7 protein-coding genes are annotated in these 14,121 nt (G+C 70.4%); 3 read left to right on the top strand and 4 right to left on the bottom strand.

Going from position 1 to position 14,121, the window contains the following annotated elements; genetic code table 11:
- Position 1: 1 nt before the first annotated feature.
- The 4 genes from LC438_RS02910 to LC438_RS02895 all read right to left on the bottom strand — a co-directional run bounded on the left by LC438_RS02910 (position 2) and on the right by LC438_RS02895 (position 6,402).
- Positions 2 to 4,336, bottom strand: a complete 4,335-nt coding sequence (locus LC438_RS02910) for a family 43 glycosylhydrolase (protein ID WP_223585791.1) — start codon at positions 4,334 to 4,336, stop codon at positions 2 to 4.
- Between the two features lie 72 nt (positions 4,337 to 4,408).
- Positions 4,409 to 4,678: a hypothetical protein gene (locus LC438_RS02905; RefSeq protein WP_223585790.1), complete on the bottom strand. Its 270-nt coding sequence runs from the start codon at positions 4,676 to 4,678 to the stop codon at positions 4,409 to 4,411.
- Positions 4,675 to 5,745 (bottom strand): DUF916 domain-containing protein, encoded by a 1,071-nt coding sequence (locus tag LC438_RS02900; protein ID WP_223585789.1) that lies wholly within the window; start codon positions 5,743 to 5,745, stop codon positions 4,675 to 4,677. The genes LC438_RS02905 and LC438_RS02900 overlap by 4 nt, the downstream gene beginning before the upstream one ends.
- Before the next feature lie 27 nt (positions 5,746 to 5,772).
- Entirely contained in the window at positions 5,773 to 6,402 is a 630-nt protein-coding gene (locus LC438_RS02895) for a hypothetical protein (protein WP_105677078.1), read from the bottom strand.
- Positions 6,403 to 6,760: 358 nt separating this feature from the next.
- On the opposite strand from LC438_RS02895, the gene LC438_RS02890 reads away from it, so the two are divergent.
- From LC438_RS02890 to LC438_RS02880, 3 genes are all read left to right on the top strand, one after another.
- On the top strand, positions 6,761 to 9,721 hold the full coding sequence (locus LC438_RS02890; protein WP_223585788.1) for an immunoglobulin-like domain-containing protein: 2,961 nt from the start codon (positions 6,761 to 6,763) through the stop codon (positions 9,719 to 9,721).
- A 14-nt stretch (positions 9,722 to 9,735) separates the two neighbouring features.
- Positions 9,736 to 12,642 (top strand): immunoglobulin-like domain-containing protein, encoded by a 2,907-nt coding sequence (locus LC438_RS02885; protein ID WP_223585787.1) that lies wholly within the window; start codon positions 9,736 to 9,738, stop codon positions 12,640 to 12,642.
- Between the two features lie 124 nt (positions 12,643 to 12,766).
- Positions 12,767 to 14,098, top strand: coding sequence for a DUF3892 domain-containing protein (locus LC438_RS02880; protein ID WP_263294795.1), 1,332 nt, complete (start codon positions 12,767 to 12,769; stop codon positions 14,096 to 14,098).
- Positions 14,099 to 14,121 lie beyond the last annotated feature (23 nt).

Below are 14,121 nucleotides of genomic sequence, written 5' to 3'. Positions count from 1 at the left end.
GTCAGCCGCAGCTGCGCGCGACGTACCCGGCGGTCGCCACGACCGAGCGCCCGTCGACGGTCGCGGTGACCGACACCGTCCCGGCGGGGATGCCGGCGAGACGGGTCGACAGCGTCTGCGAGGTCGACCCGTCGATGGCCACGGATTCGACCGCCCGTGTGCCGTAGGCCGTGGCGAGTTCGAGTGCGACGGGGGTCTCCCCCGTGTTCTTCACCTGCACGACGAGCGTCACCTTGCCTGCGGTGCACCGCGTGGTCGCCACCACCGACACCTCCGGCATCGGCGCCTGCGGTTCGATCAGCTGCGGAGCGACGCTCTCCAGAGTCGGCACCACCGCCTTGATCAGGCCGTCGGCTCCGAACTCCACCCTGTCGATCGTGGTCTCGCGGTTGTTGCCGTTGCCGCCGGGGATGGCGAAGCGGTGATACGCGATGTACCAGTCATCTGTCCCCGGCACGTTGATGATCGAGCTGTGGCCTGGGCCCTTGATGCCGAGGGAGAGGTCCTTCTGCAGGATCACCCCGCGGTACGTCCACGGTCCGGTCATGCTCGTCGCCGTGGCGTAGCCGACGCGGTAGTTCTCCGAGCCGGTGTCGTCGATCGCGTACGTCAGGTGGTACAGACCGTTGCGGTAGTTGAAGAAGACGCCCTCGCGGAAGTCCGTCAGTCCGCTGATCCGCTGATAGGTGCCGGCCCTGATGGAGATCATGTCGTCGTTCAGCTCGGCGAGCACCGGGGAGCCGTTGCCCCATCCGAGGTACCACTTGCCCGTCACGGGGTCGTGGAACGCCGCGGGGTCGATGGCCTGCCCCGAGGTGACGGCCTCGTTGTTGAGGATCATCGCCTGCGGCTGCGCGACGAACGGACCGTACGGGCTGTCGGCGACGGCGACGCCGATCGTCTTGCGGTTCAGAGCCGCGTTGTGGCCGCTGAAGTAGAAGTAGTACTTCCCCTCCCGCTCGATGATCGTCGGAGCCCACGCGTTGCCCGTGGCCCACGGCACGTCGCCGTTCGCCCCGTCGAGAGTGAGGAACGGCTCGTCGGAGCGCGTCCAGTCGACCAGGTTCTTCGAGCTCCAGACGTAGAACTCCTTGCCACCCCAGCCGGCGTAGCCGTCGGAGGTCGCGTAGATGAAGTACGTGTCGCCGAACACCGCGATGTTCGGGTCGGCGTACAGCCCCGGCAGCACCGGGCTGTTCACGACGGTCGCCGTGATCGTCCACGTCGTGGTCGCTCCCCCTGGTGCGGTGAGCGTGTACGTCTTCGGCGTGCGCAGGTCGACGACCGTGCCGGATGCCGGAGACACCGTCACCCCGGCCGCCGTGCCGAACGTCGGGGCGAGGGCGGCGAGGTCCGTCCCCTTGACCACAGGAAGGGTGGCGGTGTGCGCGGTTCCGTCCACCAGCGGCGCGACCTTGAGGGCGGCGGGGTCGGCGAGGGACACGTTGATGAGCTGATCCGTGACCCCCGCGTTCCCGAGGATCTCGGTGTCGCTCAGCGCGCGGTTGTAGATGCGCACGTCGTCGAACCATCCCTTGAAGTACTCGTCGGCCCCGTAGAAGGACCTGCCGAGGTAGCCGGAGAGGTTCGAGCCGAGCTGCTGCACGGTCGCCCCGAGCGTCGAGTTCTCGCCCAGCTTGACCCCGTCGGAGTACACCTTCATCGTCGTTCCGTCGAAGACCACGTCGATCCGGTGCCACTGCCCGGCCGAGACCGTCCCGGTGACGGCCGACTCGTTCTGCCAGGAGCTCTGGGTGATGGCGCTGCGGACGTCTCCCCCGCGGACGCGGAGGAAGTGGTACCTGGTGGTGTCCGCCCCCATCGCGAAGGTGAAGAAGTTGCCGCTGGTCTTCTCCGACTTCACGTCCATCGACACCGTCATGGTGCTGCGGCCGTCGAAGAAGCCCGTGGGGAAGGCGGCGTATCCGCCGGAGCTGCCGTCCAGGCGGAGCGCCTTGCCCTTGACGGCATCCGTCGCCACCGCCGCGGTGCCGAAGGCGGTGAGGTCCGCCGTCCCGGCGGAGTCCTTCAGGGTGCCGTCGTCGAAGGTGTACTCCGCGATGGGCAGCTCCTGCGGCTCCTCCGGCTCGACACGATCGGGGCCGTAGGCCGCGAGCAGCCTCTCCTCCTCGGCCTGTGAGAGGCGGATGACGGAGCCGTGACGGAACTTCTGGTCGAAGGAGTACTGGTTCGCGCCGGCGCCGCTGCTCAGCTGGGTGAACTGCAGGCTCGCGAGCGTGTCGGCGGTGTGGCCGTAGTACGCGCTCTGATCGCCCATGACCGACCAGCGTCCGTCGGGCAGCTGATAGACCGTGAGCCCCTCCATCGACGCCCGCAGGCCGTGGGACGCCGCCTGCCCCGAGGCGATCACGGTGGTCCACGGGCCGTCGAGGCTCGTGGCCGTGTCGACCACGGTGTTCCAGTCCGAGGTGGAGAACCGGTAGTAGGTGTCGCCCTCCTTGGCGATCGTGGAGTCGATGATGTTCGGTCCTGTCGCACCGTCGCCGCGGTCGTTCAGGGAGGCCCAGATCTCGGGCTCGGTGAAGGTCACGAAGTCCCGGGTCTTGGTGAGGTAGACGCGCAGGGCCCAGTCGTTCGTGCCGTCGTCGCGCTGATCGCGGGCAGACCAGTACACGTAGTACTCGCCCGTGGCCTCGTTGTAGATCGCCTCGGGCGCCCAGACGCACCCGGCCTTGTCGAAGCCGGCGAAGACGATGCGCTGATCGCTCCAGGTGACGAGGTCGGCCGATTCCCAGACGACGATGTTCTGGCTCGCGGTGAGCTGGTTCCAGCCCGAGCCGCCCGCACCGCCGCCCTCGGCGTGCAGATCGGTGCCGATGATCCAGTACTTGTCGCCCTCGGGGGCCCGCACCAGGTGCGGATCGCGCACGCCGAGGTCACCCGCGAGGTTCGCGAGGATGGACTTGTCGTCGTTCAGCTTCGACCAGTGCAGGCCGTCGTCGCTGTGACCGAAGAAGATCTTCTCGTAGCCGCCCTCCGTCGCGAAGTGCGTCCAGAGATAGCCCGCCGTGTAGTCCCGGTCGAGCCCTGCGGGGGCCGCGGTGACGGTCACCGCGAGCGAGCGCTGCGCCGTCGTCCCCGGCACCGTCGCGGTGAGGGTGACCGCGGTGTCGGCGCTCCCCCTGGTCACGACGCCCGGCGCCCTGCCGTCCTGCGCGGTCGTGGAGATGACGCCCTGAGGCGACGCGGACCACACGATGCTGCTGCCGTTGACCGCGCCCGTCGACGGGAGGGTGATGTTGCCGCGGATGTCGTCGGCGTTCGGGATCGTGATGCCGTCGAGGTCCGCCTGAGCGAGGGCGTCGCCGCCGGGCAGGGGGAGCACCGTGGCGTCGAACGTGCGCGTCGTGGTGGAGGCCCCGCGGACCACCGTCGCGGTGAGGACGACGTGCGCCGACGCGCTGCCGGCCGCGGGGCGGGTGACGACGCCGCTCGCGCTGATGCGCGCGGTGTCGCTCGACGCCCACGAGATCGTCGACCCGTTCGCCCCCGTGGTCGGAAGAGCCAGGTCGGCTGCGACCTGCGAGAGGTCGCCGAGGGAGAGCCCCGCGGCATCCCGCTGCATCCTGATCGCGTCGGCGGGGACGAGAGCGGCGACATCGCCTGCGCTCAGCGCGCTGCTGTAGATGCGCACGTCGCGGAGGCTGCCCGCGAGGGTCCTGTCGGCGTTGTACACCGATCGACCGAGGTAGTTCGCGGTCGTCACGCCGCCCCCGATCGCCGCGGGGGTCAGCGTCACCGCGGTGTTCTGCGCCACCTGCACCCCGTCGAGGTAGATGCGGGCGGTGTCGGTGGCGTCGTCGAGCGTGTAGGTCAGGGTCTTCCAGACGTCGCGCTGCAGGTTCGCTCCGGAGCCGCCGACCGTCTGCTCCGTCGACCAGTTGCCGCTCGCGATGGAGGCCTTGTACGGGTTGCCCGTGGAGTAGAGGTAGCCGTTGCCGACCCCGGAGGCGTCGGTGTTGCCGAAGCCGTAGATGAAGTAGGGGGTCGCCTGGGCCTGCCGCACCAGGACCTCCGCGCTCACCGTGATCGAGGTGAGTCCGGCGAGGAGGTTGTCGGGGAGCTTCACATGGTCGTCGACCCCGTCGAGGCGGACGCCCTCTCCCCCCGCGAGCGTCGGCGCGCCGACGTAGGTCGCGTTCCGTCCGGAGCCGGAGGCGTCGACCGCGACGGTTCCCGTCGTCTCGCTGAGCGGGTAGTAGGCGACGAGGGTGTCGGCCGCGGATGCCGGCGAGGCGGCGACCACGGCGCCGCCGATGCCGAGAACGAGGGTCGCCAGGCCTGCGACGGCCCTGGCGGCGAAGCGTTGCGTCATTGCATCTCCTTCTGTGCGGCCGTCGTCGGCCATGGTCTGCGGAGCGGTCGGCGTCGGCCGCCCCCTGTGAGGTCAATCGCCGTGACGGCGACGGCGGATGAGGAGTCGAGTGACGAGGAGGGCGATGCCGATCCCGACGAGCAGCGCGCCGACGAGCAGGATCGTGACAGGCACGTCGGCGCCGGTGCCGGGGAGCTGACCGCCGACGCAGACGCCGACGCAGTCGAGCGGAGCGATGTCGACGTGGATCTGCACGCCGCGCACGCCGTCGGCTGCGGAGTCGCCCTCGGCATCGACGGCCGCTGCGGCGCCCGCGACCCCGGCGAGGATCGATGCGATCACCGCACGGCCTCCTCTCGGCGGGCCTCGTCGAGCGCCTCTTCGCGTCCGCGCTCCCGCGCGGTGCTGAGGAGCACCTCCATGCGGCGCCGGGAGCGGATGCGGTTCCAGAGGAGCGCGAGGACCAGCAGGGCCGCACCGGCCACGAGGCCGAGCTGCGGCCACGGCATCGCCCAGACCGTGACGGACGTGCTCGAGGCGTCGACCGCGAGGGGGTCGCCGTCGAGCGTCGACGACGACGGGGTGATCCGCAGGTCTCCGCCGACGGCGACGAGCGGCCACACGTCCGGCACCGCGATCGTGAAGGTGCGGCTCTCGCCGGGAAGGATCTCCTGGCGGCGCTCCCCCTCGGCGGGGAACGCGATGGTCTGTCCGGCGATGCTGAGCTCGCCCGCGGCATCCAGTCGGGTGTTGCCGGTGTTGGCCACGTCGAACGACACGGTGGCCGACCCCGCTCTGAACGGATTCCAGGTCATCTCGTAGTCGGCGCTGAGGTTGCGGACCGCGAACGCCGGGGCGATCTCGCCGGTGACACGGGTCATCACCTTGATCCCGACGCGGCTCTCGACGCCGACCCCGGTGCCGCCGGCGTCGTCCTTCTGGATCGACAGCACGGATGCCGCGACTCCCGCCGCGTGGTCGCCGGGTTCGGCGTTGTCGGGCACCGCGACCGTGAACGGCACCACGACGGCGCCGCCCGCGGGGACGGAGACCTCGTCGGGGAGCGTGATCCAGGTGCCTGCGGCCACGGACTCCTGGTCGGAGGGCAGCATGTCGAACCGGCCGGCGGGCGTGTAGTAGCCGTCTGCGGCAGCGAGGTGGAAGACGACGTCGGCCGAGCCGAGGTTGCGCACGACGATGTGGTCGTCGATGCTCTCGCCGGGGTCGAGCTCGTGCTCGACCGAGGTGCGGCCGTCAGGACCCGATTCGTCCGCCGGTGACACCGACCACGAGACCGCGTCGCTCGGCGCCTCCTCGGGCTGGGCGACCGAGGGGACTCCGAGCACGCCGAACGCGGCCACGAGGACGGCGGCGCACAGTGCGAGCGGGGTGGGGGTGGGAGAGGTCATGGCGTCACCGGCAGACGATGGGGGGGATCAGTACGCGTCTTCGAAGAGGGACAGCGTGAGCAGCGAGGTGTACGACCCGGGTGCCACGGTGACCGGGGTCTTCAGCACGAGGTTGGCGTTCGCGGTCCACTGCCCGGAGACGGCCTTGGCGTCGGCGGAATCGAGAGCCAGGTAGAGCAGCTCCTGACCGGCGAGGCCGACCGCGTTCTGACCGGAGTCGAGCGAGGTGTCGACGACGTCGCCGGGTGCGACCTCGCCGTCGTTGGCCGTGACGACGGCCGGAGCCCAGCCGAGGTGGTCGGGGGTGATGTTCGGCTGGCCGGCGGTGCCGACGAAGTCCCCTGCCTGACCGACGACGTACCAGGCGACCCCGGCAGGGACGTCGGTGCGGGTGTCGGTGACGGTCACGTTCGGCAGAGCGCCGGTGAACTGGCGGAAGGATGCCGTCGTCCCGCTCTCGGTGAGAGTGGTCTCGGTGTTCGCGACGGTGAGGCTGAGCGCGCCGTTCGCGGTGGGGGCGATGTCGACCTTGACGTCGACGCCGTCGGTGTCCTCGGCGTCGGGGAACTCGGCGAAGGCGGCCGAGCCGACGCCGACGAGCAGCAGCCCGCCCAGGATTCCGGCTGCGCAGCGTGCTGCGGTGCCCTTCTTCATCATCTTCGTTTCTCCAGTTCCTCGGCCGGCGGATGCCGCACCGAATCGGCGATCAGCCGAGGAGCTGTCGGGGGCGCTCCTCGGATTCGGGCAGGAACTGCATGGGCGTCCTTGCCGCTTCCACTCCCAGCAGTGGGCGTGGCGTCTACCGATCACTGTCTGTTACCGGTAACGGGCCGACTTTAGCATACGGCCGCGCGTGCACGCCAGCATCGGATTCCCCGGTCGCAACCATTTCACCGACCCCTGTCTTTTCGGTGTTGTGTCCGCTAACATTCCCCGAGGAAGCCCACCCGAGGGCTCACCAGGCGCAGCCGGAGCCCTGCCGCACGCCCGTCAACGACGACAAGGAGTACCGCCCATGAGCGCACCCACCCGACCACCTCGACGCCGCCGGATGCTCGCCGCCGGCGTGATCGGCTCGCTGGCGGCATCCGTCTGCGCGTTCGCCCCCTCGGCGGCGTTCGCGGCCGACGTGCCCGCACCGGCCGCGCACTACGACATGTCGCACTCTGGTCAGGCGCTGATCGACGTGTCGGGCAACGGCCGCAACGCCGCGCTCACCGGATTCACCGACGCGTCGTTCGTCGACGCGTCGGGCGACGCCGTGCTGAGGTTCAAGAAGGACGGGTACGCGAGCCTCCCGCAGGGGCTCGTCACCGGCGCCGACAACGACTTCACCGTCGAGTACACCGTGGCGACGCAGACCGCGACCAACCAGTTCGGATGGGTCATCGGCGACGGCGTCGGCGCGTGGAACACCACCCAGCTCGGCAATCACGTGTTCGTCAACCCCCGCTCCGCCGAGGGCGCCTACGCGAACCAGGTGCTCTCCGGCATCCGCGTGAAGTCGGGAAGCAGCAACGGCGAGGTGCGCCTGCCCGCCGGCGGCGGGCTGAACCCCGGCTTCACCACCCTCACCATGGTCGGCAGCGGCAGCACGCTCACCCTGTACCGCGACGGCCAGGTCATCTCGACCGCCACGCACGCGTACAACCTCAGCTCGATCGTCCCCACAGGCAGCACGCTCGGCTACCTCGGCCGCTCGCTCTACACGGGCGACGCGCTGCTGCAGGCCGACGTCACCGACGTGAAGTTCTGGGACACCTCGCTCACGGCCGCGCAGGTCGCGGCGAGCATGCCCACCTCCGGCCAGAAGGCCGCCACCACGCAGGGCCTGCTCCGCTCCGATCTGCTGCCGATCATCGTCGGCGCGAACAGCTCCCTCGATGCCGTGCGCAGCAACCTCGTGCTTCCGGCATCCTCCAACGGCGTCGCGCTCACCTGGTCGTCCTCGGCCCCCTCGGTGATCTCGAACACCGGCGTGGTGTCCCGCTCCGTCACCTCCGACACCGCCGTGACCCTCACCGCGACCCCCGCCCAGGGCTCGCCGATCACGTTCTCCGTGACCGTCGCCGCGGCATCCGCCTCCGCCGACCTCGATGCGCTCTCGATCACCCCGCGCACCACCGAGAACCTCCCGCTCGTCACGAGGGGCGCCGTCGACGGATCGACCATCACGTGGACGTCGTCCGACGCCGCCCTGGTCACCCCCACCGACCCCGCCTACGTGGCCCCCGCCGTCGGCATGGCCGACCCGTACCGGGGCGGCGGCCTCGTCGAGCGCCCTGCATACGGCGCCGGCGACCGCGAGGTCACCCTCACCGCGCACGCGACCCTGAACGGCACGACCGTGCAGCGCGAGTTCGCCGTGACGGTCGCCGAGCACGGCCGCACCGCACCGGATGCCGGCTACGCCAGCGCCTACTTCAAGTCCGACAGCGACGAGAAGATCTACCAGGCGGCGACCAGCGGCAACGACTTCTTCACGTTCTCCCCCGTCAACGGCGGCAACCCCGTGATCGCCTCCACCGCCGACACCAAGGGTCTGCGCGACCCGTACATCCTGCGCTCGCACGACGGCGACAAGTACTACATGATCGCCACCGACCTCTGCATCGGCTGCGGCACCGGCTGGGGCCCCGCGCAGTCGCAGGGCAGCCTCAAGATCGAGGTCTGGGAATCGACCGACCTCGTGCACTGGGACCGCACCAACGGCGAGAACACCGGCATCACGATCAACCAGCCCGAGGCCGGCATGACCTGGGCCCCCGAGGCGTACTGGGACGACGACCTGCAGTCCTACGTCGTGTTCTTCGCCTCGCGCCTGTACTCCGACGCCTCCCACACGAACACGGACAAGCTCTACGCCCGCATGTTCGCCGTGCTCACCCGCGACTTCCAGACGTTCACCTCGCCGCCCGCGAGCTGGCAGGACACCGGGTACGCGCGCATCGACTCGACCGTCACGAAGATCGGCGACTACTACTACCGCTTCACGAAGAACGAGGAGTCCGGCGCCGCCGGCACCCTCGAGGCGGGCAAGGACATCTTCCTGGAGCGCTCGAAGGTCCTCACCGCGCCCACCACCTCGTCGAACTGGAGCGCCGACCCGACCCAGACCTGGCAGCTCACCGACACCCGCATGACGAGCCTCGAGACCGGACAGGCCGGAGAGGGCCCCGAGATCATCAAGCTCAACGAGGGCGACCCGAACAACACGAGCGGCGACGGCTACGTCTTCCTCGTCGACAACTACGGCGCCGGCGGCTACCGCGCGTTCGTGACCACGGGCGATGAGATCGCCTCGAGCAGCCAGTCGAACCGCCTCTCGCAGCGCTCCACCTGGAACGTGCGACCCCAGGGCGGACTCCCCGCGAGCCCGCGGCACGGCGCGTTCGTCAGCGTCCCGCAGACCGTGCTCACCGCGATGCACGACTGGACGTCGATCGCGGCCGTCTCCTCGTCGACGGCTCTCACGGTGAACGGTCGGCAGGCGACGGCATCGGTCACCGCCGCAGACGGCGGAGACGTCGCCGGCGCCGTGACCTTCGCCGGCGGATCCTGGAGCACCACGGTCGCGCTGAGCGACGGCACGGCGACGGTCACCGTGCCCGCCGGGGTGACCAGCGTCACCGCGACGTACGACGGCTACCGCGACGGGCTCGTCTCGACCTCCGCCTCGGCCGCCGCCCCCGTGGACGGCCTGACGATCACCGCGAACGCCACGCTCCGCTGCGTCGCCGGCAAGGCGCAGGTCGTCGTCGCCGTGCACAACGCCTCGGCGGTCCGCGCCGACGTGACCGTCGCGACCCCGTACGGCTCGAGGACGGTCTCGCTCGCGGCGGGCGCCTCGACGTCGGCGTCGTTCGCGAGCCGCCTGACCACGGTCCCCGCCGGAACGGTCGCCGTGACCGCCACGGGCGCGGACGGGCAGACCTACGGAGCCACCACCCCCATCCCCGCCGGCGCCTGCGGCTGATCGGAGAAGAGAACATGACGACCCTGCTCTCCAGGAGCATCAGGAAGACGGCGGCCATCGCCGCCGCCACGGCGACCATCGTGGCGATCGGAGCGGTGTCCACGCACACCGCCTCGGTCGCCGCGGGCGGTCCGGCACCGCTCATCCACTACACGTTCGACTCCGCCACCGGCGGCACCGTCGGCGACGCATCGGGCAACGGCTACGACGGCGTGATCAAGCAGACCGGCGCCACCGTGCAGAACGGGCAGCTCACGCTGCCCGGAGGCGCCAAGGCCACCGCGGGCTATCTCGAGATCCCGACGGCCGGGCTCGTCGGGGCGCAGCAGCTGACCGTGTCGACCTGGCTCACCGGCCGGTCGGGGGCGGCCAACACGGCGGCCGCCTTCATCGGCGCCCCCGTCGCCTCCGGTGCGAGCTACTCCAGCGGATACTGGCTGCTGAACCCGACGAATCCGAACGGCTACGTGAAGTCGGTCGTGACGAACGCGACGAACGCCTCGGCGCCCTGGGGCACCGAGGTCGGAGCCGGCGCCACGAACGCGGCGAGCAGCGGCATCCGCACACCCTCGGGCCCTACGCTGTACACGACCGTGATCGACGGCGCCGCCGGCACGCTCACGACGTACGTCAACGGCGCGCAGATCTCGTCCGTGCCGATCGCGCGCTCCGTGGCGTCGTTCGGCTCGTCGCTCGTGTCGTACCTCGGCCGTTCGACCTACAACGACAACGGGTGGGCGGGCGATGTCGACGACTTCGCCGTCTACTCCACCGCTCTCAGCGCGGCGCAGGTGCAGCAGGTCTTCTCCGACCAGGCGCTCGACCGGGCCGTCGCAGCGGTCTCGGTGCCTGGCACGGCGACCGCGTCCTTCACCCTGCCGACCAGCAGCAGCGGTGTGGCCATCTCGTGGACGTCCGACGACGCCGCCGTGCAGGTGTCGGGCGGATCCGCCACCGTGACGCGACCGGCTCCGGGCTCAGCCGATGCCGTCGCCACCCTCACCGCGACCTTCACGCTGGGCGGGGCCACGACGACCCGCACGTTCTCCGTGACGATCCCGGCCGAGCTGTCGGCGCAGGCGAAGGCGGATGCCGACATCGCCGCCGTCTCGATCGCCGGTCAGGACGACGTCCGCACGTCGTTCTCGGTTCCGACGAGCGGGGCCCACGGATCGACCCTGGACTGGACCGTCGTGTCCGGCGGCGCCGCGGCGACCCTCCGCGAGGGCGTCAAGGCCGGCGTCGCGACCGTGTCGATCACGCGCCCCGCAGCCGATGCCGCCGCCGCGACCGTCGTGCTGTCCGCGACGGCGACGAGCGGAGCAGCCACCGCGAGCCGCCAGTTCACGCTGACCGTGCGCCCGCAGCCGGCGGACGCCGGAGACCCCGAGGCGTACGTGTGGGCGTTCTTCACGGGTGAGGGGGCGGGCGCCGAGCGCGTCAGCCTCGCCGCCTCGAAGGGCGACGACGCGCTGCGCTGGAACACCCTGAACGACGGGGAGCCGATCTTCTCGTCCTCGCAGGGCACGCAGGGCCTGCGCGATCCGTTCATCATCCGCTCGCACGAGGGCGACAAGTTCTACATGCTCGCCACCGACCTGAAGATCGACGGCCTCGCCGGCGGCTTCACGACCGCGCAGATCTCCGGGTCGCTGTTCATCGAGGTGTGGGAGTCGACCGACCTCGTGAACTGGTCGGCGCAGCGCCACGTGCAGGTGTCGTCTGCCTACGCCGGCAACACCTGGGCGCCCGAGGCGTACTGGGACGACGAGCTCGGCCGCTACGTGGTCTTCTGGGCGTCGAACCTGTACCCGACGACCGACGCCGCGAGCCGCACAGCGGTGACCTACAACCGCATGATGTACGCGACCACCGACGACTTCGTGACCTTCTCGGAGCCGCAGGTGTGGTCGGACGTGCCGCGTGGCACGGGCAAGGGCCTGATCGACTCCACGGTCGCGAAGCAGGACGGCGTGTACTACCGCTTCACGAAGGACGAGGCGTCGATGACCCTCCGCGAGGAGAAGTCGACCGACCTGCTCGCGACCATCACCGGTGCGCTGCCCGGAACCTCCGGCGCCGCAGACCAGTGGACGCTGGTCAAGGAGCAGATCGCGACCGGACTGCCGAACGGCGAGCCGGGAGGCACGTACTCCAGCGGCGAGGGACCGAGCATCTTCCCCTCCAACCCGGGAGACGTGAACGGCTTCGAGTGGTACCTGTTCATCGATCAGCCGAACTACCACGGCGGGCCGAACCACTACATCCCGTTCGGGTCGGACGACATCGCGAACGGATCGTCGTGGCAGCCGCTCGGGTCCATCCTGCGCGCGAACCTGCCGCAGAACAGCGACGGAGGAAAGCCCCGCCACGGCACGGTGATCCCGGTCACCCGCGCCGAGTACCAGACGGTGCTCGAGGGCTTCGCGCCGGAGATCGCGGTGACCGAGGTCGCCCCGATCACGGCATCCACCACCGCCGGTCACGCACCCTCGCTGCCGAAGGCCGTGCTGACGACCGCGAGCGGCGCGACCTCCACGGTCGACGTCGCCTGGGCGGGAGTGGACCCGGCCGACTACGCGTCCCCCGGCGCCTTCACAGTGCGCGGCATCGCGCAGGACGATTCGCGGATGCCGGTCACGGCCACCGTCACGGTCACGCCGGGCGTCGGTCTCGACGTGTCGTCCCGCTGCGTCGCCGGCAAGGTCGTCGTGACCGCGAAGGTGTCGAACGCGGCGGTCTCCGCCGTCGCGGTCGCCCTGGCCTCGCCCTACGGCGAGCGCATCGTGGACGTCGCCGGAGGCAAGAGCACGACCGTGACCTACACGACCAGGGCGGCCTCGATCGCGGCCGGTCAGGTGCAGGCCGCGGTCGGCGGCATCGCCGCGGCATCCGCCTCGTTCGCCGGGCGCACCTGCTGACGCCGTCGCACTCGCGGGCGTGAGCCTCGTCGGGCCGATGCGGAGCTGCTCCGCATCGGCCCGACGTGTATCAGATCAGCGAGTCGCGGCTCCTCCTCTACACAGTCTCTCGGAGGAGGTCATCATGTGCGTTCCCGTGCTCTGGGTCGGAAAGGACCGCGACGGTCACATCACCCACATCGGCGGTGCGACCGCGACGGGGATGCCGTGGGGGCTGACGGTCGGGGAGGCCGTGGCCGCGATCGACTCCCGCCTCTGGGACTTCTTCACCCACGTCGGCGACCGCTACGCGATGGTCGTCGTGCGCGGGAGCGGCGGCCAGCGGCACCTGACGACGATCCCCGACAGCTGGACGCCGAACAACCTCGACTCGCTGCCCGTGAACCCCGCCCCGCTGGCGGGTCTGATGCCCGGGTTCCCGTTGAGCCTGCCTGGCCCGTCTGCCATGGCGCAGACCCGCATCCGCTCGATCCGGGTGCTGCGCAACCGGCGGTGGGAGACGCTGTTCACGGGCGATCACGCCGTGGGCTCCTCGCTCATGATCCCGGTTCCGCAGGGGTTCCACGACGGGAATCCGCCGACGTTCCGTCTGGACGTGCTGGTGCCGTTCCCCGCCCAGATCGGCGCGGCGGATCCCGTGGTGCTCCCCGTGGTGACGACGGATGCGCCGGAGCCCCGGCGTTCGATCGAGGAGGCGGGCCGGGGGTGGTGCTCGATCGACTACGTGCTGACGCATCCGGACGGGACACCGGATCCGACCAAGCCGAGCCGCATGACGGAGGCGCGGATGCATGTGCGCCCCACCCGCTCCGAATGGCGCAAGCGCCGCTACGGGTGCGCGGTCACGGCGACGTCGATCAACGTGAACTGCCTGATGGGCGGGAGGACGCAGACGGGCGGTCAGGCGGTGGGCTTCACGCTCGTGGAGCCGACGTCTCCTCCTGTGCAGCCGCCGAGCGACCAGGTGACGGTGCCCGGTGTGATCGGACAGCGCCTGGATGCCGCGCTCACCGCGCTGTGGGCTGTGCCCCTGCAGGTCACGCTGATCGGGCCGGTCGACGTGAACACGAATCTGCAGGTCGAGTCCCAGTCCCCGGCAGCGGGGAGCAGGGTCAGGCGCAACAGCGGGGTCGTGCTGACCACGCAGCGGATCACCGCGCCGACGGGGGTGAAGGAGCTGCGCATCGAGAACCGGTCCAACCGGCAGGCGGCCCTCGGCATCTGGCTGTTCGACCACTCCACCGGGGCGTGGTCGCACGAGACGACCGTCGACTACGAGGCGACGGAGACCGTCTCCTTCGAGGATGGCCATCTCTTCACCGTGGCGGCGATCGATCCGCAGATGCCGTACTGCTCCACGGGCGACCCGACCGATGTGGACTGCGTGTACGCCAGCCCGACCAGGCAGTTCGACGGAGATGACGACGGGGCGACCCTGGACTGGACGGTCACCTGAGCGACCGCGGGCGGGCATGCGAC

This window comes from Microbacterium sp. OVT16B (assembly GCF_019969705.1).
Lineage (GTDB): Bacteria > Actinomycetota > Actinomycetes > Actinomycetales > Microbacteriaceae > Microbacterium > Microbacterium natoriense.
Note: the sequence above shows the minus strand (reverse complement) of the source record. Positions and strands in the feature narration are given on the sequence as shown.